Genomic DNA, 21,648 nt, shown 5'->3' on the forward strand with positions numbered 1-21,648 from the left:
GGCCCGCTCCCGCCGCCATGCCCGAGATCGACGTCCCCGCAGCGATCCGCGGGCGGCTCGCCGGCTTCGTGCGCAGCTTGAGGATGAACGGCTTTCCCGTCGGCCTCGCCGAGAGCCGCGACGCGCTGGCGATCCTCGCCGAGGCCGATCTCGCGCGCCCCGCCGCGCTGATGCCGTCACTGCGCACGCTCTTCGCCTCGCGCCCGTCCGATTGGGAACGCTTCCCGGAGATCTACGCCGCCTATTGGCGCGCGCGCCGCACCGGCATGCGCGTGACCACGTCCGGCGCCTCGCGCACGGGCGGGCTCGACATCCGCTCCTGGCCGGGGCCGCAGGCGAAGCCCGCGATCGAGGGCGTGCCCGATCGCGTCACGCGGACCGACGAGGCGGAGGACCACGCGGCGGAGAGCGGGGACGAGGCGGGCAGCCGCCGCGCCGGCGGCTCGCGGGTCGAGAGCCTCGCCCACACCGATTTCCGCCACCTCACCGATCCGGCCGAGATCGAGGCGGCGCACGCGCTGGCCGAGCGGCTCGCGAGGCGCATGCGCACGCGGCTCGTGCGGCGCGAACGCATCGCCCGGCGCGGCCGGCGCATCGACCTGCGCCGCACCCTCGCCCGGGCCGTGGAGCACGGGGGCGAGCCGATCGACCTCGTGCGCCGGCGCCCGCGCGCCAAGCCGCTCAAGCTCGTGATCCTGCTCGACGCGTCGGGCTCCATGAGCGTCTATTCCGCGACCTTCGTGCGCTTCATGCACGGCGTGCTGGCCGGCTTCGCCCGCGCCGACGCCTTCGTCTTCCACACGCGGCTCATCCAGGTCTCGCAGGCGCTGCGCGAGCGCGACCCCGTGCGCGCCGCCGAGCGCTTCGCGCTCCTCGCCCAGGGCTTCGGCGGCGGCACCCGGATCGGGGCGGCGCTCGAGACCTTCAACCGCGCCTACGCCTCGCGCACGCTCACCTCGCGCACGGCGGTGATGATCGTGTCGGACGGCTACGACACCGGCGAGCCCGAGGTGCTCGCCCGCGAGATGGCGCGGCTGCGGCGGCGCGCGCGGCGCGTGATCTGGCTCAACCCGATGCTGGGCTGGCGCGACTACGCCCCCGCCGCCCGCGGCATGCGCGCGGCGCTGCCGCATGTCGATCTCTTCGCCCCCGCCCACGATCTCGCGAGCCTCGCGGCTCTCGAGCCGGAGCTCGCCCGCCTGTGAACGCGCCCGTGATCACCCCACCGCCGGAGACGATGCCGATGACCGATCCCCAGGACGTCCTCTCCCTCGTCGCCGCCATGCGGGCGAAGGCGGAGCCCTTCGCCGTCGCGACCGTGGTGCGCACGGTCTCGCTCACCGCCGCGAAGGCCGGCGCCAAGGCGATCATCCGCGCCGACGGCACGATCACCGGCGGCTGGATCGGCGGCGGCTGCGCCCGCGGCGCGGTGCTGCGCACGGCGCGCCAGGTCATCGCCGACGGCGAGGCGCGGCTCGTCTCGGTGCAGCCCGAGGAGCTCCTCGCCGATCTCGGCATCGCGCCCGGCGACGAGCGCGACGGCGTACGCTTCGCCGCCAATCGCTGCCCGTCGAAGGGCACGATGGACGTCTTCGTCGAGGCGGTGCTGCCGCGCGCCCAGCTCGTGATCTGCGGGGCGACGCCGGTGGCGAAGGCCTTGTGCGATCTCGGCCGGCGCATGGGCTACGAGACGGTGGTGCACGCCCCCGAGGCCGATCTCGACGCCTTCGCCGCGCCCGATCGGCGGGTCGCGGGATATGCCGTCGACCGCGAGGCGGCGCAGACGCGCTTCGTCGTCGTCGCGACCCAGGGCGCGGGCGACGCGACCGCGCTGCGCGCCGCGCTCGAGAGCGATGCGGGCTACGTCGCCTTCGTGGGCTCGCGGCTGAAGGCGGCGGCTCTGCGCGAGGAGATGATCCGCGCGGGACTGCCGCAAGCCGCCTTCGAGCGCCTGCACGCCCCCGCGGGGCTCGACATCGGGGCGATTACGCCCGAAGAGATAGCGATGTCGATCCTCGCCGAGATCACCGTCCTGCGCCGGCGCGGCCAACGCGCGGCGTGAGAATCGAAGAAACACCCGAAGAACGAGGAAGGAAGACGCCATGGACATGAAGGACAGCCAGCGCATCGCCGCGCCCCGGGAAGTCGTCTGGGCCGGCCTCAACGATCCCGAGGTGCTCAAGCAGTGCATTCCCGGCTGCGAGACCATCGAGAAGGTCTCCGACACCGAGATGACGGCGAAGGTCACGCTCAAGATCGGCCCGGTGAAGGCGACCTTCAACGGCAAGGTGACGCTTTCCGACCTCGATCCGCCCAACGGCTACGTCATCTCCGGCGAAGGCGCCGGCGGCGCCGCGGGACACGCCAAGGGCTCGGCCAAGGTCGACCTCGAGGCGGCGCAGGGCGAGGACGGCGCCGAGGAGACGATCCTCCATTACGACGTGAAGGCCCAGGTCGGCGGCAAGATCGCCCAGCTCGGCGGGCGCCTCATCGACGCCACCGCCAAGAAGCTCGCCGGCGAGTTCTTCACGAAGTTCGGCGAGGTCGTCGCGCCTCCCCCGCCCGAGCAGGAGGGCGAGACGATCTCCGGCACGAGCGGCGAGGACGCGCCGAAGAAGGGCTGGTTCTCCGGAATGTTCGGCAAGAAGGACAAGGAGGCCCCGGCGGCGGAGTGATCGCGCCCTGCGGAGGCATCCCGGTCGGTCCCGGAGCACGACCTCCCGACCGGGATGCTCGAGAGCATCGAGCGGCAGTCCGGACTCGAGCGGAGATGATCGTCATGCGCGGGTATATCGGCCTCATCCACAAGGACGGCGACAGCGATTACGGGGTGTCCTTTCCGGACCTGCCCGGCTGCGTCACCGCGGGCCGGACGCTCGACGAGGCGCGGGCGATGGCCCAGGAGGCGCTCGCGCTGCATCTCGACGGTCTCGACGAGGACGGGCTGCCCGCACCCGAAGCCTCGTCCCTCGACGCCGTGATGAGCGATGCGCAGAACCGCGACGGGGTGGCGATCCTCGTCGAGGTGCCGGCGCGGCCGACGCGCGCCGTGCGCATCAACGTCACCTTTCCCGAGGACGCGCTGGAGCGCGTCGACCGCTACGCGGAGGCGCAGGGCCTGTCGCGCTCGGGCTTCCTGCTGCGGGCGGCCGAGCGGGCCATCGCCGACGGGCTCGGCTGACGACGGGCTCGGCTGACCCGCCTCAGCGCTCCAGCACCTCCGCCACGGCCTCGCCGAGCGAGAGCGCCGAGGTCAGCCCCGGGCTCTCGATGCCGAAGAGGGCGACGTGGCGGGGCAGGCCGTGCTCGGCCTCCCCCGCGATCACGAAATCCGCCGCCGGCTCGCCGGGGCCCGAGAGCTTCGGGCGGATGCCGCTATAATCGGCGGTGAGCGCGCCGTCGGGCAGGCCCGGCCAGTAGCGGCGGATCGCGGCGTAGAAGGCGTCGGCCCGGCGCGGGTCGACGTCGTACTCCTCGTGCTCGATCCATTCCACGTCCGGCCCGAAGCGCATGCGCCCACCGAGATCGAGGGTGAGGTGGACGCCGAGCCCGCCGTCCACCGGGGCGGGATAGATCAGCCGGGAGAAGGCCGGGCGCCCGGTGCAGGCGAAGTAGCTGCCCTTGGCGAGACGGAGGCGCGGGATCGCCGCCTCCGGGAAGCCCTCGGTCGCCGCCGCGATCGTCTGCGCGCCCAGCGAGGCGGCGTTGACCACGGCGTCGAAGGCGAGCCTCTCGCCGGCGACGTGGACCTCCCAGGCGCCCGCGCGGACGGCGAGGCGCTCGATGGGCGTGAGCAGCGCCAATGCGCCGCCGTGATCCTCGATCTCGCCCTGGAGCGCCAGCATCAGCGCATGGCTGTCGACGATGCCGGTCTCCGGCGACAGGAGCGCCGCCGTGCAGGCGAGGGCGGGCTCCATGGCGCGCGCCTGCGCACCGGAGATCAGCGCGAGGTTCTCCACGTCGTTCGCCGCACCCTGCGCGGCGATGGCCTCGACCTTGGCGATCTCGGCCTCGCTCGTCGCCACGATCAGCTTGCCGAGCTTGCGGGCGGGCACGCCACGCTCGGCGCAATAGGCGTACAGCATCCGACGGCCGGCGACGCAATGTCGCGCCTTCAGCGAACCCGCCGGGTAGTACAGCCCTGCATGGACGACCTCGCTGTTGCGCGAGGAGATGCCCGAGCCGATCCCGGTCGTGCGTTCGGCGACGACGACCGAGTGGCCGCGGCGAGCGAGGGAGCGGGCGGTGGCGAGGCCGACGATGCCGGCACCGATGACGAGGATGTCCATGCTGCGACTGAAAGCGCAGCCGAACCGTTCGCGCAAGCGCGGGGATGCCGAGATCGCCTGTGCCAGCATGTTCGAGGACGATGCGTCGGCGGCCGACGGAACGGCCGCGCCGCCGGTGCCGTTGCCGGGCATGCCGCGCGCTATCGCCCTCGCCGTCCTGTCGGCTCTGCTCGTAGCTCTCGCCACGCAGGCAGCACCCCGCGCGATCGCGCAGGAGGCCGCCTGCGCGGCCGAGCGGGTCGTTGCGATCGGCGACACGCTCACCAACGTCGCGCAACGCTGCGGGATCACGCCGCAGGCGCTGCTCGAGGCGAACCCGCAGATCAGCGACCCGAACATCTTGCCGCTGGGCACCACCATCGCCATTCCCGGCGGGAGCGCGGCCCCGTCACCGACGCAGGCGGCGCCCGTGCCCGGGGCGAGCGGGTCGGGCGTGGCGCCGGTGCGGATCCTGCCCGCCGGCAACCCGCTCGATCCGCGGGTGCGCGTCTTCGCCCGCGGCCTGCCTCCCGGCGCGAGCGTCCTCGTCGGCGCGGGCCCGGGGCCCGCAGCGGCGCTCTACTTCCACCGCGCGCAGGTCGACGCGACGGGCGTCCTCTCGGAGGTCCTCGTCCTGCCCGATTGGGCGATCGGCCCGAGCCCCGTCCACGTCGTCGTCGAGGCACCGATCGGCGGGCCGATCCTGCGGGCGGAGCCCTGGACCGCCCCCGCGGTGCGGCCGTGACCGTTTCGTCCGCTGTCGCGTTGCGGAATGGCGGCCTCCAGCGCTAGAAGCGCGCATGATCAGCAGCGGCGCGCGAGACGCCGCATCGAACCGGAGCACACGCCCATGGCTTCCAAGCTCGCGCAGCTGCGCGACATGACCGTCGTCGTCGCCGACACCGGCGACATCGAGGCGGTGCGCCGCCTCGCGCCGCAGGACTGCACCACGAACCCGACGCTCCTGTTCAAGGCGGTGAAGGACGAGGCCTACGCCCATCTCGTCGAGGAGGCGCTGGCCTGGGGCCGCGGGCAAGGTGGTGCGCGCGACGCGGTGGTGAGCGCCGTGTGCGACCGGCTCGCGGTGTCCTTCGGCACCGAGCTCGCCGGCATCGTGCCGGGCCGCGTCTCCACCGAGGTCGACGCCGATCTCTCCTTCGACACGCAGGCCTCCGTGGAGAAGGCGCGCGCGCTCGTCGCCGACTACGCCTCGCGCGGCGTGCCCCGCGAGAAGATCCTCATCAAGCTCGCCTCCACCTGGGAGGGCATCCGCGCCGCGGAGATCCTCCAGCGCGAGGGGATCGACTGCAATCTCACGCTCCTGTTCTCGCTCGTCCAGGCGGCGGCCTGCGCCGATGCCGGCGCCTTCCTGATCTCGCCCTTCGTCGGGCGCATCCTCGACTGGCACGTGAAAGCCGGCGGCGGGCCCTACGAGGCCGAGACCGATCCGGGCGTGCTCTCGGTGCGGCGCATCTACGCCTATTACAAGGCGCACGGCATCGACACGGTGGTGATGGGCGCCTCCTTCCGCAATGCCGGCGAGATCGAGGCTCTGGCGGGCTGCGACCGGCTCACCATCTCGCCCGCGCTGCTGGAAGCGCTCGCCGCCGACGAGGGCCCGCTGCCGCGTCGCCTCTCCCCCGAGACCGCCGGCGAGGCGCCCGCGCGCATGACCCTCGACGAGAAGGCCTTTCGCTTCGCGTTGAACGAGGACGCCATGGCCACCGAGAAGCTGGCCGAGGGCATCCGCGGCTTCGTCGCGGACCTGCGCTCGCTGAAGGCGCTCGTCGCCGAGCGGCTGGGCTGAGGCTAGCTCCCCGGAGGGAAGGAGTCCGCGAAGCGGGCGGTGGGGCCGTTACGATCGTCCTGCAGGCCGGCCCGCCCCTTCCCCACCCTCCGGCCCTCGGGCCGTCGTCCTCCCCTGCGGGGAGGTGGCGCAGGGGAGGGCCGGACCGGGGAGATGGTTGACGGATGCGGCGCCCGGCGGGCACGCTCCGGCGACGAGGAGCGCCCTGCGATGACACCCTTCACCTTCGCCACGACCCCCTCCATCGTCTTCGGCGCCGGCGCGATCGGGCGGCTCGGCGAGCTCGCGGCGGGGCGGCTCGGTCCGCGCGTGCTTCTCGTCACCGATGCCGGCCTCGTCGAAGCCGGGCTCGTCGCGCCCGCCATCGCGGCGCTGGAGGCGGCCGGCACGAGCGTCGCGCTCTACACGGGCGTGGTCGCGGACCCGCCCGAGAGCGTCGTCGAGGCGGCGGCGGCGGCCGTGCGGGCGCATTCCGCGAGCGGAGTCGTCGGGCTCGGCGGGGGCTCCTCCCTCGACGTCGCAAAGGTGGCCGCTCTCCTCGCCGGCTCGGGCGAGGCGCTCGCCAGGGCCTACGGCGTCGGCAACGCCGAGGGGCCGCGCCTCCCCCTCGTCCTCGTGCCGACGACGGCGGGGACGGGCTCGGAGGTGACGCCGATCTCCATCGTCACCACCGGCGCGCACACCAAGATGGGCGTCGTCTCGCCGCTTCTCCTGCCGGACGTCGCGATCCTCGATCCCGACCTGACGCTGGGCCTGCCCGCCCCCGTCACCGCCGCGACGGGGGTCGACGCCATGGTCCACGCCATCGAGGCCTTCACCTCGGCGAGCCCCAACGCCAACCCGGTCTCGAAGGCGCTCGCCCGCGAGGCGCTGCGGATGCTCGGCGGGGCGATCGTGGCCGCCTGCCGCGACGGGTCGGACCGGGAGGCGCGCGGCGCCATGCTGATGGGCTCGATGCTCGCAGGCCAGGCCTTCGCCAATTCCCCCGTCGCCGCCGTGCACGCGCTCGCCTATCCGCTGGGCGGGCATTTCGGCATCCCCCACGGTCTCTCGAACGCCCTCGTGCTGACGCAGGTGATGCGCTTCAACCTGCCCGCGGCGCGCGAGGCGTATGCGACGCTCGCTCCCGACGTCTTCCCCGGCTGCCCGAAGGACGCCGAGGCGCTGATCGCGCGGCTGGAAGCCCTGTGCGCCGAGATCGGCCTCGCCCGGCGGCTGCGCGACGTCGGCGTGCCGGAGGACGCGCTGCCGCGTCTCGCCGAGGACGCGATGAAGCAGACCCGCCTCCTCGTGAACAATCCCCGCGAGGTGACCCTCGCCGACACGCTGGCGATCTACGAGGCGGCGTGGTGAGACGCGCTTCTCGAGGATCCGCTTCCTGGGGACCCGGCTCGGCCGACCCCTTCCCCGCACGCCGTCCCGCGCCCTAGACTGCGCCTGGGAGCCGAATCAGCACATGCCTCTGGCCGATCCCCGCCTGTTCGACGACGAGACCGGCAGCGACGCCCCGCCCCCCGGCGCCGAGGCGCACGCGGCTGCGCCTCTCGCCGTGCGCCGGCTCGACCCCGTGCTCGTCGACCGCATCGCCGCCGGCGAGGTGGTGGAGCGTCCCGCCGCGGCGGTGAAGGAGCTCGTCGAGAACGCCATCGACGCCGGCGCGCGGGCGATCTCGGTGGAGATCGAGGGCGGCGGGCGTCGCCTGATCCGCGTCACCGACGACGGGCGCGGCATGGATGCGGACGATCTGGCGCTGGCGGTGGAGCGTCACGCCACCTCGAAGCTACCCGACGGGGATCTCTCCCGGATCGGGACCTTGGGCTTTCGCGGCGAGGCGCTGCCGTCGATCGGCGCGGTGAGCCGGCTCACCATCACCACCCGCACCCGCGACGCCGAGAGCGGGCTCTCCCTCCTCGTCGATGCCGGCCGCAGGGGCGAGATCGCGCCGGCGGCGGCGCGCCCGGGCACGCGTGTCGAGGTCGCGGATCTCTTCCACGCGACGCCGGCGCGGCTGAAGTTCCTGAAATCCGATCGCGCCGAGGCGCTCGCCGTCTCCGAGGTGGTGAAGCGTCTCGCGGTCGCGCATCCGCAGATCCGCTTCTCGCTCGAGGGCGACGGCGTCGGTGCGCTGACCTGCCCGCCGGAGCCGCCCGGCGAGGAGGGGCTCGCGCGCCGGCTCTCGCGGGTGATCGGGCGGGACTTCGCCGAGAACGCGGTGGGCGTCGACGCCGCGCGCGAGGGCTTCGCGCTCGCCGGGCTCGTGGGCCTGCCGACTTTCCATCGCGGCACGGGCGCGCAGATCCATTTCGTCGTCAACGGCCGGCCGGTGCGCGACAAGCTCCTGCTGGGTGCGGTCCGCGGCGCCTATGCCGACGTCATGGCGTCCGATCGCCATCCCGCGCTCGCGCTCTTCATCGATTGCGACCCGCGCATGGTCGACGTGAACGTCCATCCCGCGAAGACGGAGGTGCGCTTCCGCGATCCCGGGCTCGTGCGCGCCCTCGTCGTCTCGGCGATCCGCGAGGCCCTGGCGCGCGCGGGGCACCGCGCCTCGACGACGCTGGGCACCGACGCCCTCGCCGCCCTGCGCACGCATTCGGGCGCGAGCGCGTATTCGCGCCACGCCCCCGTCCGCCCGCAGCCGCTCCACGGGCACTGGAGCGAGAGCTGGCAGGCGCCCGACGCGACGTCGCAATCGGGGTTCGGCGAAGCGCCGCAGGCCGGTTTCGATCTGCCGCAGGCCCGGTACCAGCCGCCGCAGACCGGTTTCGGCTTCGCGCCCTCCGCGGACGCCCGCGCCGCGGCGCGGCCGGACGATGCGCCGGAGCATGCCGCCGGCTTCGAGGACCATCCGCTGGGCGCGGCACGTGCGCAGCTGCACGAGACCTACATCCTCGCCCAGACCCGCGACGGCATCGTGCTCGTCGACATGCACGCCGCCCACGAGCGGCTCGTCTACGAGCGGCTCAAGCGCGAGCGCGCGGGCGAGACCGGCGGTGCCGGCGTCGCCCGCCAGATGCTGCTCGTCCCCGAGATCGTCGAGCTCGACCCCGACGACGCCGCCCGGCTCGCCGACGCCGCCGACGCGCTCGAGACGCTGGGCCTCGTCCTCGAAGGCTTCGGCCAAGGCGCGGTATGCGTGCGCGAGACGCCTGCGGCGCTCGGGCGCCCGGACGTGCGCGCGCTCGTGCGCGATCTCGCGGACGCGCTCGCCGAGAGCGACGGCCTCGCCGGCGCCGACCTCCTGGCGCGGCGGCGCGACGCGCTCCTCTCGCGCATGGCCTGCCACGGCTCGATCCGCTCCGGGCGCCGGCTCAAGCCCGAGGAGATGGACGCGCTCCTGCGCGAGATGGAGGCGACGCCTTTGTCGGGCCAGTGCAATCACGGTCGCCCGACCTTCGTCTCCCTGAAGCTCGCCGACATCGAGAAGCTGTTCGGGCGTAGGTGAGCGGGCCCCTGGCGCCAGCCCATCTCGTGACTATCTCGCTCCTCGGGGGCCGACACGAGAACCACCGAGGAGACGCACATCATGAAGCGCACCGCAAAGGCCGTCTGGAGCGGCGCCCTGAAGGACGGGACCGGCACGCTCGACACGCAGAGCGGCGTCCTCGCCGGACAGGCCTATTCCTTCAAGACCCGCTTCGAGGACGAGAGCGGCCGCTCCGGCACCAATCCCGAGGAGCTGATCGCGGCGGCGCATGCGGGCTGCTTCGCCATGCAGCTCTCCCACTTCCTCGCCGAGAACGGCACGCCGGCGGAGCGCCTGGAGGCGAGCGCGGCGGTGGAGCTGATCCCCGGGACCGGCATCACCGGCTCGGCGCTGACCCTCGTCGCCACAGTGCCCGGCATCGAGGAGGCGACCTTCCAGTCGCTCGCCACCAAGGCCAAGGAGAACTGCCCCGTCTCCAAGGCGCTCGGCGCGATCTCCGTCACGCTCGACGCGCGCCTCGCCTGAGGGCTCGCCGATCAGAGGTCGCGGCGGGCATACGGGCCCGCCGCTTCCCCTTTCCTTCCGCGCATTTCCCGCTAGGCTCGCGGCCGTTCGTCAGCGGGGGAACGTCGGCACATGGAATGGATCATCCTCGGCGTCGTCGCCGTGCTCGTCGTCTACGGCATCGTGACCTACAACGGCCTCGTGGCCATGCGTCAGCGTGTGGACCAGGCCTATGCCGACATCGACGTGCAGCTCCACCAGCGCCACGACCTGATCCCCAACCTCGTCGAGACGGCGAAGGGCTACGCCGCCCACGAGCGCGAGACGCTCGACGCCGTCGTCGCGGCGCGAAACCGCGCGACGCAGGCGAGCGGCCCCGCCGACCAGGCGGCGGCGGAGGGCATGCTCACGGGCGCGCTCGGGCGCCTCTTCGCGCTGGCCGAGGCCTATCCGGACCTCAAGGCGAACCAGAACTTCCTCTCCCTGCAGAGCGAGCTCTCCGCCGTCGAGGACAAGCTCGCGGCGGCCCGGCGCTTCTTCAACAACGCTGTGAGCGAGTTCAATGCGGCGATCCAATCGTTCCCGGCCGTCCTGTTCGCCCGCTCGCTCGGCTTCTCGGAGCGCGAGTTCTTCGACGTCGGCGAGGAGCGCCGGGCGGAGATGAACGTGGCGCCGCAGGTGAAATTCTGAGCGGCCCGCGCCCGCTCGCTCTCGCGGAGTGGCGCCGATGGTACCCGTCTTCGGGCTCTACACGCACATACGCGCGAACCGCATCCGCTCGGTGCTGCTCGTGGCCGGGCTCTTCGTCCTCGTACTGCTCGTCGGCTACGCCGTCGCGCTCGCACTCGTCGCCCTGGGAGACGCCGCCGGCGCGCCGCCGGAGGTGATCGCGCGCGCGGCCCTCGACACGGCGCTCCTGTGGAGCCCCTTCCTCGTGCTCGGCACGCTCGCCTGGGTCGGCCTCTCGCTCGGGCTCAACGGGCGGATCGTCGATGCGACGACCGGCGCGCGCACGATCACGCGCGAGGACGACCCGCGGCTCTACCGCATGCTCGAGACCCTGTGCATCTCGCGGGGCATGCCGACGCCGCGGCTCAAGATCGTCGAGACCGACGCGCTCAACGCCTACGCCTCGGGGATCACGCAGAGGCAATACGCCGTGACGCTGACGCGCGGCCTCGTCGAACGCCTCGACGAGGCGGAGCTCGAGGCGGTGATGGCGCACGAGCTCACCCACATCCGCAACGAGGACGTCCGGCTGATGATGGTCGCCGTGGTCGTGGCGGGGGTGATCGGGCTCGTCGGCGAGATCGTCTTCCGCTCGCTGCGCTTCGGCAGCCTGCGTCGCGGCTCCTCGCGCTCGCGCGGGAGCGGGGGAGGCGGCGGCGGGCGCGGGGCGGCGATCGCCATCGTCGTGGCGATCGTCATCATCCTCGTCGCCTGGATCGCCTCGCTCCTCATCCGCTTCGCCATCTCGCGCGCGCGGGAATACATGGCGGATGCGGGCGCGGTGGAGCTGACGAAGAACCCCGACGCGATGATCTCCGCGCTCCTCAAGATCAAGGGCAATGCCGACATCGCCCGCGCGCCGGCGAGCGTGATGGAGATGTGCGTCGAGAACCCGCGCCGCGGCTTCACGGCGCTGCTCGCCACCCACCCGCCGATCGAGGACCGGATCGAGGCGCTGGTGCGCAATGCGGGCGGGCGGCTGCCGGCGGGCGCCGGCGTGTCCTCTTGAGAAGTCTACGCGCTCACATGTGGAGCGCGCGCTTCTCCACGGCGAGCGCCGCTTCCTTGACCGCCTCGGCCAGCGTCGGGTGGGCGTGGCAGGTGCGCGCCACGTCCTCGGAGGAGGCGCCGAACTCCATGGCCACCGCGATCTCGTGGATCAGGTTGCCGGCTTCCGGCCCGACGATGTGGGCGCCGAGCACACGGTCGGTCTTGGCGTCCGCGAGGATCTTGACGAAGCCCTCCGTCATCAGGTTCGCCTTGGCGCGGCCGTTGGCCGTGAAGGGGAACTTGCCGACATTGTATTCGATACCCGCGGCCTTGAGGTCCTCCTCCGTCGCGCCGACGGCGGCGACCTCGGGATAGGTGTAGACCACGTTGGGGATCACGCCGTAATTCACGTGGCCCGCCTTGCCCGCGAGCTGCTCGGCGAGCGCGACGCCCTCGTCCTCGGCCTTGTGGGCGAGCATCGGGCCCGTGATCACGTCGCCGATGGCGTAGATGCCGGGCACGGTCGTCGCGTAATGCGCATCCGTGACGACGCGGCCCTTCTCGTCCTTGGCGACGCCGACCTCCTCCAGGCCGAGCCCGTCGGTGTAGGGCCGCCGCCCGACCGCGACGAGCACGACGTCCGCGTGAAGCGTCTGCGCCTCGCCGCCATTCGCCGGCTCGACGGTGAGGCTGACGCCGTCGGCGGTCGCCTTGGCGCTCGTCACCTTGGACGAGAGCTTGAACTCCATGCCCTGCTTGCCGAGGATGCGCTGGAATTGCTTCGCCGTATCGCCGTCGATGCCCGCGAGGATGCGGTCGAGATACTCGATGACCGTCACCTTGGCGCCGAGCCGGCGCCAGACCGAGCCGAGCTCGAGGCCGATGACGCCCCCGCCGATCAGCACGAGGTGGCCCGGCACCTGCTCGAGGTCCAGCGCGCCGGTCGAGGAGACGATCTTCTTCTCGTCGATCTCAATGCCGGGCAGCGAGACGACCTCCGAGCCCGTGGCGACGACGATCGACTTCGTCTCGAGCGTCGTGGTGGCGCCGTCCTCGGCGGTGACCTCGACCTTGCCCGGGGCGAGGATCTTGCCGGTGCCGTGATGGGCGTCGATCTTGTTCTTCTTCAAGAGGAACTCGACGCCCTTGGTGTTGCCGGCGATCGCCTCGTCCTTGAAGGCGCGCATCTTGGCGAGATCGATCTTGGGCGTGCCCACCTCGATGCCGAAGGCGTCGAAATGATGCGCGGCCTCCTCGTAGAGATGCGAGGCGTGGAGCAGCGCCTTCGAGGGGATGCAGCCGACGTTGAGGCAGGTGCCGCCATGCGCCTTGCGCTTCTCGACGACGGCCGTCTTCAGGCCGAGCTGGGCCGCACGAATGGCGCAGACGTACCCGCCCGGGCCGGTGCCGATGACGATGAGATCGTAGGTGGACATGGAGCAAGCCTCGAAATTGGAGGCGGCGCGCGGCGGCCCGCGCGCCGGAAAAAGAAACGGTGCTCAGAGGCGGATCAAAGATCCAGCACGAGCCGCGCCGGGTCCTCCAGCGCTTCCTTGACGCGCACGAGGAAGGTCACGGCCTCCTTGCCGTCGACGATGCGGTGGTCGTAGGAGAGCGCGAGATACATCATCGGGCGCACCACCACCTGGCCGCCGCGCACCACGGGGCGCTCCTCGATGCGGTGCATGCCGAGGATGCCGGACTGGGGCGCGTTGAGGATCGGGGTGGACATCAGCGAGCCGTAGATGCCGCCGTTGGTGATCGTGAAGGTGCCGCCCTGCATCTCGTCGATGGAGAGCTTGCCGTCCCGCGCCTTCTTGCCGAAGACGCCGATCTGCTTCTCGATCTCGGCGATGGTCATCTGGTCCGCGTCGCGCACCACCGGCACGACGAGGCCCTTCTCCGTGCCGACCGCGATGCCGACGTGGTAGTAGTTCTTGTAGACGATGTCCTGCCCGTCGATCTCGGCGTTGACCGCCGGCAGCTCCTTGAGCGCCTGCACGCAGGCCTTGGTGAAGAAGCCCATGAAGCCGAGCTTCACGCCATGCTTCTTCTCGAACACGTCCTTGTAGGTCTTGCGCATCTCCATGACGGCGGTCATGTCGACGTCGTTGAACGTCGTGAGCATGGCGGCGGTGTTCTGCGCGTCCTTGAGACGGCGCGCGATGGTCTGGCGCAGCTTCGTCATGCGCACGCGCTCCTCGCGCGACGCGTCGTCGGGCGCGGAGGGAGCGCGCATCTGCGCGGGCGCGGGCGCGGGAGCCTGGGCGCCGCCGGACGAGCCGCCCTGCGCGATCGCGGCGAGCATGTCGCCCTTGGTCACGCGCCCGTCCTTGCCGGAGGCCGCGACCTGCGCGGGATCGACGCCGCTCTCGCGGGCGAGACGGCCGACCGCCGGGCCGTGGTCCTGCGTGTCGATGCCGGTCTTCGGCGCGTTGCCGTAGCCCTGTGTCGAAGCCGCGGGCGCCGCCGGCGCCGGAGCGGCTGCGGGCTTCTCCTCGGCCTTCTTCTCTTCCGCCTTGGGCACGGCCGAGGCCGTTCCGCCCTCGTCGATGGTGCCGAGCACGCCGCCGGGCTCCACCGTCGCGCCTTCCGCCTGGGCGATCTCGGCGATCACGCCGGAGGCCGGTGCGGGAACCTCGAGCGTGACCTTGTCGGTCTCGAGCTCCACGAGCGGCTCGTCGGCGGTGACGGCCTCGCCGGGCTTCTTGAACCAGCGGGCGATGGTCGCCTCGCTGACGGATTCGCCGAGGGTGGGAACGCGGATCTCAGTGGCCATCGGTCAGGGTCTCGTCGGTCGGACGGGAGAGGAAGGGCGGGGGCGCCCGCCGCGCGGTGGCGGCGGGCGGAAGGGGACCGGCGTCAGCCGGCATAGACCTCGTCGAGGAAGGCCTGGAGCTGGTGGAGGTGCTTCGACATCAGGCCCGTCGCGGTGGCGGCGGAGGCCGGCCGGCCCGCATAGCGCGGACGCGAGACCTTCGAGCCCGCATGCCGCAGGACCCATTCGAGATAGGGCTCGACGAAGGTCCAGGAGCCCATGTTCTTGGGCTCCTCCTGGCACCAGACCACGTCCGCGTTCTTGAAGCGCGACAGCTCCTGCTGCAGCGACTTGAGCGGGAACGGGTAGAGCTGCTCGACGCGCAGGAGGTAGACGTCGTTGATCCCGCGCTTCTCGCGCTCCTCGTAGAGATCGTAGTAGACCTTCCCCGAGCACAGCACCACGCGGCGGATCTTGTCGTCGCGCACGAGCTGGATCTCGGAGCCGGCGCGCTCGGCGTCGTCGACGAGGATGCGGTGGAAGGTGGAATCCGGTCCCAGATCCGCCAGCGTCGAGACACAGCGCTTGTGGCGCAGCAGGCTCTTGGGCGTCATCAGGATCAAAGGCTTGCGGAACTCGCGCTTGAGCTGCCGGCGCAGGATGTGGAAGTAGTTCGCCGGCGTCGAGACGTTGGCGACCTGCATGTTGTCCTCGGCGCACATCTGCAGGAAGCGCTCCAGGCGCGCGGAGGAGTGCTCCGGCCCCTGGCCCTCGTAGCCGTGCGGCAGCAGGCAGACGAGGCCCGACATGCGCAGCCACTTGCGCTCGCCCGAGGAGACGAACTGGTCGAACACGACCTGCGCGCCGTTGGCGAAGTCGCCGAACTGCGCCTCCCACAGCGTCAGCGCGTTCGGCTCGGCCAGGGAGTAGCCGTACTCGAAGCCGAGCACCGCCTCCTCCGAGAGCATCGAGTTGATGACCTCGTAATGCGCCTGGTCCTCGGAGATGTGGTTGAGCGGCGTGTAGCGCTCCTCGTTCTCCTGGTCGAGCAGCACGGAATGGCGCTGCGAGAAGGTGCCGCGCTCGCAATCCTGGCCGGAGAGGCGCACGCGGTGCCCCTCGACGAGGAGCGAGCCGAAGGCCAGCGCCTCGCCCATGGCCCAGTCGATGCCCTCGCCGCTCTCCATCATCTTGCGACGATTGTCGAGGAAGCGCTTGATCGTGCGGTGGACGGCGAAGCCCTCCGGCACGCTCGTCAGCGCGTCGCCGATGCGCTCCAGCTGGTCGAACTCGATGCCGGTGCGCCCACGACGGGGATCGTCCACGTCCTCCTTGACCGCCTTGAGGCCGGCCCAGCGGCCGTCGAGCCAGTCCGCCTTGTTGGGCTTGAAGGCGGTGGCCGTGTCGAACTCGGAATCGAGGGTGCGGCGGAACTCCGCCTTCATCTCGTCGATCTCGGCCTCGGTGACGACGCCCTCGGCCACGAGCTTCTTCGAATAGAGCTCCAGCGTCGAGGGATGCTGGCGGATGATCTTGTACATCCGCGGCTGGGTGAAGGACGGCTCGTCGCCCTCGTTGTGACCGAAGCGCCGGTAGCAGAACATGTCGATGACGACGGGCTTCTGGAAGCGCTGCCGGTACTCGGTCGCGACCTTGGCGGCGAACACCACCGCCTCCGGATCGTCGCCGTTGCAGTGGAAGATCGGGGCCTCGACCATCTTCGCCACGTCGGACGGATAGGGCGAGGAGCGCGAGTAGCGCGGGTTCGTGGTGAAGCCGATCTGGTTGTTGATGATGAAGTGGATCGAGCCGCCGGTGCGGTGGCCCTTCAGGCCCGACAGGCCCAGGCACTCCGCGACCACGCCCTGGCCGGCGAAGGCGGCGTCGCCGTGCAGCAGCAGCGGCAGGACCGCGGTGCGGAGGTCCGGCGGGCACTTGTGCTGGTCCTGCTTGGCGCGGACCTTGCCGAGCACCACGGGATCGACGATCTCGAGGTGGGAGGGGTTCGCGGTGAGCGAGAGGTGGACGTTGTTGCCGTCGAAGGTGCGGTCCGACGAGGCGCCGAGATGGTACTTGACGTCGCCCGAGCCCTCGACCTCGTCGGGGGCGAAGGAGCCGCCCTTGAACTCGTGGAACAGCGCGCGGTGCGGCTTGCCCATCACCTGGGTGAGCACGTTGAGGCGCCCGCGATGGGCCATGCCCAGCACGATCTCCTTCACGCCGAGATTGCCGCCGCGCTTGATGATCTGCTCCAGCGCCGGGATGAGCGCCTCGCCGCCGTCGAGGCCGAAGCGCTTCGTGCCCGTGTACTTGAGGTCGAGAAACTTCTCGAAGCCCTCGGACTCGACGAGCTTGTTGAGGATGGCGCGCTTGCCCTCGCGGGTGAAGGCGATCTCCTTGTCCGGACCCTCGATGCGCTCCTGCAGCCAGGCCTTCTCCACCGGATCGGAGATGTGCATGAACTCGACGCCGAGCGTCTGGCAATAGGTGCGCTCGAGGATCGCCAGGATCTCGCGCACGGTGCCGAACTCGAGGCCGAGCACCATGTCGAGGAAGATCTTGCGGTCGTAGTCCTCCGGCGTGAAGCCGTAATGCGAGGGCGAGAGCTCCTCGTCGGAGACGCGCTTCTCGAAGCCGAGCGGGTCGAGGTTGGCGTGCAGGTGACCGCGCATGCGGAAGGCGCGGATCATCATGAGCGCGCGCAAGCTGTCGCGGGTCGCCTGCTGAACGTCGGCCTGGCTGATCTCGACGCCCTTCGCCTGAGCCTTGCCCTTGAGCTTGTCGCCGATGTGCTTCTCGACCTCGATCCAGTTGCCGTCGAGGGCCGAGACGAGCTCGCCGTTCATCGGGATCGGCCAGTTGGGCCGCTTCCAGGAGGCGCCCTTCGCGTTCTTCGCGACGGTGGCGCTCTCCTCCTTCATGGCGCCGAAGAAGGCCTGCCACTCGGCGTCCACCGAGCGCGGGTCCTGCGTGTAGGCGGCGTAGAGGTCCTCGATGTAGGCGGCGTTCGTGCCCGAGAGGAAGGAGGTCTGCAGGAAGCCTTCGTTGGCGTCGGTCTGGCGTGCCATGGCGTTCGTTCGTCCGGTTCAGCGCGGTGCACCCCGCGCCGGGATCTGGTGAGGGCGCGAACGCCCCCGGTTTTCTCGACCCGGTCTCCCCCGGAGCGCGTGGCCCCGACCGGGTCAGGTGGAGGACGCGAATCCTACCGCGGCCTGCCTTCCTGTAGCGTTAACCAACGCGGGGCGGGATCGCTCCCGCCCGATGCGAAGCGTCTCAGCCCTTGAGGACCTCGACGAGGGTCTTGCCGATGCGCGCGGGCGAGGGAGAGACGACGATGCCCGCCGCCTCCATCGCCGCGATCTTGTCCTCGGCGCCGCCCTTGCCGCCGGAGATGATCGCGCCGGCATGCCCCATGCGGCGGCCCGGAGGCGCCGTGCGGCCGGCGATGAAGCCGACCATGGGCTTCTTGCGCCCGCGCTTGGCCTCGTCCTGCAGGAACTGCGCCGCGTCCTCCTCCGCCGAGCCGCCGATCTCGCCGATCATCACGATCGAGTGCGTGGCGTCGTCGGCGAGGAAGTGCTCGAGCACGTCGATGAACTCGGTGCCCTTCACCGGGTCGCCACCGATGCCCACCGCCGTCGTCTGGCCCAGGCCCTCGTTCGAGGTCTGGAACACGGCCTCGTAGGTCAGCGTGCCCGAGCGCGAGACGATGCCCACCGAGCCCTTCTTGAAGATGTTGCCCGGCATGATGCCGATCTTCGATTCGCCCGCCGTGACGACGCCGGGGCAATTGGGCCCGACGAGGCGCGACTTCGAGCCCGAGAGCGCGCGCTTCACCTTCACCATGTCGAGGACGGGGATGCCCTCGGTGATGCAGACGATGAGCGGGATCTCGGCGTCGACCGCCTCGAGGATCGCGTCCGCGGCGCCCGGGGGCGGCACGTAGATCACGGAGGCGTCGGCGCCCGTCGCCTCGCGGGCCTCGCGCACCGTGTCGAACACGGGCAGGCCCAGATGCGTCGAGCCGCCTTTGCCGGGCGAGGTGCCGCCGACCATCTTGGTGCCGTAGGCGATGGCCTGCTCGGAATGGAAGGTCCCGTTCTTGCCGGTGAAGCCCTGGCAGATGACCTTGGTGTTCGCGTCGATGAGAATGGACATCGGCTCAACTCTCCAGCGGCGTGAGCTCATTGCGGTCCTGCCACATGCCGTGCCGGAACAGCGCGGTGAGGAAGACCGGAAGCGAGAAAAGAAGGTAGGCCCCGAAGAGCGCGGCGAAGGCGAAGGACGCCATGTCCGCTTCGTGCTCGACCATCGGGTCGGACGCGGGCGCGCCGAGCTCCTCCGGAAGGCCTGTGACATACCAGGCGTGGAAGATGAAGATCGCCGGGAGCGGCAGCAGCGACAGGGCGGCGATGCAGCCCCAGAGCCGTGGCCGCAGACCCGTACGCCAATCGCGCAGCACGTAACGCTCGATGGCCACGAGCAGAGCCGCGACCGCGGCGCCCGTGACCACGGGAGTTGCGAGCACGATGGCGCCGTGGAGCGTCATCAGCCCTGCCCGCGCACCGCGGCGACGATCTTCTGCGCCGCGTCGTCGAGGTCGTCGGCGGGGATGACGTTGAGGCCGGACGAGCGGATGATCTCCTTGCCCTCCTCGACGTTCGTGCCCTCGAGGCGCACGACGAGCGGCACCTGCAGGCCCACCGCCTTCACCGCCGCGATGACGCCGCGGGCGATGACGTCGCACTTCATGATGCCGCCGAAGATGTTGACGAGGATGCCCTTCACGTTCGGGTCGGCGGTGATGATCTTGAAGGCCGCGGTGACCTTCTCCTCGCTCGCGCCGCCGCCGACGTCGAGGAAGTTCGCCGGCTCCTCACCGTAGAGCTTGATGATGTCGAGCGTCGCCATGGCGAGGCCGGCGCCGTTGACCATGCAGCCGATCGTGCCGTCGAGCGCGATGTAGGCGAGGTCGTACTTCGAGGCCTCGATCTCCTTGTCGTCCTCCTCCGTCAGGTCGCGCAACTCGGCGACCTCGGGGTGACGGAACATGGCGTTCGAATCGAAGGAGACCTTCGCGTCGAGGCAGCGCAGCTTGCCGTCTTTGGTGACGATGAGCGGGTTGATCTCGAGCATCTCGACGTCCTTCTGGACGAAGAGCGTGTAGAGCTTGCCGATCAGGTCGGCGGCCTGCTTGGCGAGGTCGCCCGAGAGCCCGAGCGCCTTGGCGACCGAGCGGCCGTGATGGGGCATCACGCCCGTGACGGGGTCGACCGCGAGCGTCAGGATCTTCTCGGGGGTCTCGTGCGCGACCTCCTCGATGTCCATCCCGCCTTCCGTCGAGACCACGAAGGCGACGAAGCCGGTCGAGCGATCGACGAGCGCCGAGAGGTAGAACTCCTTCTCGATGTCCGAGCCGTCCTCGATGTAGAGGCGATTGACCTGCTTGCCCTCGGGGCCGGTCTGGGCCGTGACGAGCGTGTTGCCGAGCATCTGGGAGGCGAATTCCTTCACCTCCTCGATCGACTTGGCGAGGCGCACGCCGCCCTTCTCGCCGGCGGCGGCCTCCTTGAACTTGCCCTTGCCGCGGCCGCCCGCGTGGATCTGGCTCTTGACGACCCAGAGGGGACCGCCGAGCTCGCGCGCGGCCGCCTCGGCCTCCTCGGCCTTGAAGATGGCGACGCCGCGGGAGACGGGCGCGCCGAACTCCTTCAGCAGCGCCTTGCCCTGGTATTCGTGGATGTTCATGAGATCGGTCCACCCTCTCTCGGGATCGGGATCAGCTCGGGGTCGGAGACCCGCGGCGGCGATGCCCTCGCCGCCGCGCGCGAGCGCGGGATTCAGGCGAGCGCCGGCTCGATGCCCTTGCAGGCCTCGACGAGCGACTTCACGGAGGCGACGGACTTCTCGAACATCGCCTTCTCCTCCTGCGTGAACGAGACCTCGACGATCTTCTCGACGCCGTTGGCGCCGATGACGATCGGCACGCCCACGAACATGTCGGAGACGCCGTACTGGCCGGTGAGGTGCGCGGCGCAGGGCAGGACCCGGCGCTTGTCCTTCAGGTAGCTTTCGGCCATGGCGATGGCGGAGGCCGCGGGCGCGTAGTAGGCGGAGCCGGTCTTGAGCAGGTTGACGATCTCGCCGCCGCCCTTGCGGGTGCGCTCGACCATGGCGTCGAGCTTCTCCTGCGTGGTCCAGCCCATGGCCACGAGGTCGGGCAGCGGGATGCCGGCCACCGTCGAGTAGCGCACGAGCGGGCACATGTCGTCGCCGTGGCCGCCGAGCACGAAGGCGGTGACGTCCTCCACCGACACGCCGAATTCCTCGGCGAGGAAGTGGCGGAAGCGCGCGGAATCGAGCACGCCGGCCATGCCGACGATCTTGTTCGCCGGCAGGCCGGAGAACTTCTGCAGCGCCCAGACCATGGCATCGAGCGGGTTCGTGATGCAGATCACGAAGGCGTTCGGGCAATGCGCCTTGATGCCCTCGCCGACCGCGCGCATGACCTTGAGGTTGATGCCGAGCAGATCGTCGCGGCTCATGCCGGGCTTGCGCGGCACGCCGGCGGTGACGATCACCACGTCGGCGCCGGCGAGATCGGCATAGTCCTGCGTGCCCTTGTAGGCGGCGTCGAAGCCGTCCACCGGCGCGCTCTCGGCGATGTCGAGACCCTTGCCCTGCGGCACGCCCTCGGCGATGTCGAACAGGACCACGTCGCCCAGCTCCTTGAGGCCGACGAGGTGGGCGAGCGTGCCGCCGATCTGGCCGGCGCCGATGAGCGCGATCTTCTTGCGTGCCATGAGGGAAAGGCCTCTTGCAGGTGTTGACCGTTCTGTCGCGTGGAGACGACGTCGCCGACGCCCGACGCGGCTTGCGGGGCCTTGTAAGCGCAAGACGGATCGGGGTTCAACCCGTTGAAAACCTTAAGCTCTCCGTTCATGGGCGGGGCTTTGCCCGCCGCGCCGACGCGGCGCCGACGCAGCGGAACGCGAATTAGCGCGATTCCCCAAGGGCTTCGTGCACATGCGAAGACCCCGGCGCGGGGCCGGGGTCGCACGGAGAGGCTGCAATGACGAATGACGAGAAATGTCATTCGTCATGATGAAGAGATTATCGCCGTCAGACCTCAGGCGCAGCAGGGCGAACGAGCCCTTTGCGACAC

At 70.9% G+C, this 21,648-nt stretch carries 19 protein-coding genes; 11 read left to right on the forward strand and 8 right to left on the reverse strand.

The annotated features are described in order from the left end of the window. Positions 1-17: 17 nt before the first annotated feature. From IEX89_RS10085 to IEX89_RS10100, 4 genes are all read left to right on the forward strand, one after another. Positions 18-1,205, forward strand: a complete 1,188-nt coding sequence (locus IEX89_RS10085; protein WP_188912751.1) for a vWA domain-containing protein — start codon at positions 18-20, stop codon at positions 1,203-1,205. A 38-nt stretch (positions 1,206-1,243) separates the two neighbouring features. Further along, a complete protein-coding gene (locus IEX89_RS10090; RefSeq protein WP_188912356.1) occupies positions 1,244-2,062 on the forward strand; it encodes an XdhC family protein in 819 nt (272 codons plus the stop codon). Between the two features lie 40 nt (positions 2,063-2,102). After that, on the forward strand, positions 2,103-2,675 hold the full coding sequence (locus IEX89_RS10095; RefSeq protein WP_188912358.1) for an SRPBCC family protein: 573 nt from the start codon (positions 2,103-2,105) through the stop codon (positions 2,673-2,675). Positions 2,676-2,779: 104 nt separating this feature from the next. Continuing rightward, on the forward strand, positions 2,780-3,181 hold the full coding sequence (locus IEX89_RS10100) for a type II toxin-antitoxin system HicB family antitoxin (RefSeq protein WP_188912360.1): 402 nt from the start codon (positions 2,780-2,782) through the stop codon (positions 3,179-3,181). Positions 3,182-3,203: 22 nt separating this feature from the next. Here IEX89_RS10100 and IEX89_RS10105 read toward each other — a convergent pair whose 3' ends face one another. After that, positions 3,204-4,289: an NAD(P)/FAD-dependent oxidoreductase gene (locus tag IEX89_RS10105; RefSeq protein ID WP_188912362.1), complete on the reverse strand. Its 1,086-nt coding sequence runs from the start codon at positions 4,287-4,289 to the stop codon at positions 3,204-3,206. Between IEX89_RS10105 and IEX89_RS10110 the strand changes: the two genes are divergently transcribed. The 7 genes from IEX89_RS10110 (at position 4,288) to IEX89_RS10140 (ending at position 11,744) form a co-directional block, all read left to right on the forward strand. Continuing rightward, positions 4,288-5,013, forward strand: a complete 726-nt coding sequence (locus IEX89_RS10110; protein ID WP_188912364.1) for a LysM peptidoglycan-binding domain-containing protein — start codon at positions 4,288-4,290, stop codon at positions 5,011-5,013. The two genes, IEX89_RS10105 and IEX89_RS10110, sit on opposite strands and share 2 nt — an antisense overlap. A 105-nt stretch (positions 5,014-5,118) precedes the next feature. After that, positions 5,119-6,075 (forward strand): transaldolase, encoded by a 957-nt coding sequence (gene tal / locus IEX89_RS10115; protein WP_188912366.1) that lies wholly within the window; start codon positions 5,119-5,121, stop codon positions 6,073-6,075. A gap of 210 nt (positions 6,076-6,285) precedes the next feature. Continuing rightward, positions 6,286-7,428, forward strand: a complete 1,143-nt coding sequence (locus IEX89_RS10120; RefSeq protein WP_188912368.1) for an iron-containing alcohol dehydrogenase — start codon at positions 6,286-6,288, stop codon at positions 7,426-7,428. 103 nt (positions 7,429-7,531) lie between these two features. Beyond that, positions 7,532-9,520, forward strand: coding sequence for a DNA mismatch repair endonuclease MutL (gene mutL / locus IEX89_RS10125; protein ID WP_188912370.1), 1,989 nt, complete (start codon positions 7,532-7,534; stop codon positions 9,518-9,520). 81 nt (positions 9,521-9,601) lie between these two features. Then, positions 9,602-10,027, forward strand: a complete 426-nt coding sequence (locus tag IEX89_RS10130; protein WP_188912372.1) for an OsmC family protein — start codon at positions 9,602-9,604, stop codon at positions 10,025-10,027. 111 nt (positions 10,028-10,138) lie between these two features. Further along, the gene (locus tag IEX89_RS10135) at positions 10,139-10,696 is read left to right on the forward strand and encodes a LemA family protein (protein ID WP_188912374.1); all 558 of its coding nucleotides are present in this window, start codon (positions 10,139-10,141) and stop codon (positions 10,694-10,696) included. A 37-nt stretch (positions 10,697-10,733) separates the two neighbouring features. Next, positions 10,734-11,744: a M48 family metalloprotease gene (locus tag IEX89_RS10140; RefSeq protein WP_188912376.1), complete on the forward strand. Its 1,011-nt coding sequence runs from the start codon at positions 10,734-10,736 to the stop codon at positions 11,742-11,744. 13 nt (positions 11,745-11,757) lie between these two features. Here the strand turns inward: IEX89_RS10140 and lpdA are convergent, their stop codons facing one another. The 7 genes from lpdA to mdh form a co-directional block, all read right to left on the reverse strand. Further along, complete coding sequence (lpdA, locus tag IEX89_RS10145; RefSeq protein WP_188912379.1) at positions 11,758-13,161, reverse strand: dihydrolipoyl dehydrogenase; 1,404 nt, start codon at positions 13,159-13,161, stop codon at positions 11,758-11,760. A gap of 74 nt (positions 13,162-13,235) precedes the next feature. Next, positions 13,236-14,504 carry a 2-oxoglutarate dehydrogenase complex dihydrolipoyllysine-residue succinyltransferase gene (odhB, locus tag IEX89_RS10150; RefSeq protein WP_188912381.1) on the reverse strand — a complete coding sequence of 423 codons (1,269 nt, stop codon included), beginning with the start codon at positions 14,502-14,504 and terminating at the stop codon, positions 13,236-13,238. Between the two features lie 83 nt (positions 14,505-14,587). Further along, entirely contained in the window at positions 14,588-17,551 is a 2,964-nt protein-coding gene (locus IEX89_RS10155) for a 2-oxoglutarate dehydrogenase E1 component (RefSeq protein WP_188912383.1), read from the reverse strand. Between the two features lie 205 nt (positions 17,552-17,756). Further along, on the reverse strand, positions 17,757-18,641 hold the full coding sequence (gene sucD / locus IEX89_RS10160; protein ID WP_188912385.1) for a succinate--CoA ligase subunit alpha: 885 nt from the start codon (positions 18,639-18,641) through the stop codon (positions 17,757-17,759). 4 nt (positions 18,642-18,645) lie between these two features. Next, positions 18,646-19,032, reverse strand: a complete 387-nt coding sequence (locus IEX89_RS10165; RefSeq protein ID WP_188912387.1) for a hypothetical protein — start codon at positions 19,030-19,032, stop codon at positions 18,646-18,648. Continuing rightward, positions 19,032-20,231 (reverse strand): ADP-forming succinate--CoA ligase subunit beta, encoded by a 1,200-nt coding sequence (gene sucC, locus IEX89_RS10170; protein WP_188912389.1) that lies wholly within the window; start codon positions 20,229-20,231, stop codon positions 19,032-19,034. The genes IEX89_RS10165 and sucC overlap by 1 nt, the downstream gene beginning before the upstream one ends. A gap of 92 nt (positions 20,232-20,323) precedes the next feature. Beyond that, entirely contained in the window at positions 20,324-21,286 is a 963-nt protein-coding gene (gene mdh / locus IEX89_RS10175) for a malate dehydrogenase (protein ID WP_188912391.1), read from the reverse strand. Positions 21,287-21,648: the final 362 nt, after the last annotated feature.

Origin of the sequence: Salinarimonas ramus (genome assembly GCF_014645695.1) — a bacterium.
GTDB classification, from domain to species: domain Bacteria; phylum Pseudomonadota; class Alphaproteobacteria; order Rhizobiales; family Beijerinckiaceae; genus Salinarimonas; species Salinarimonas ramus.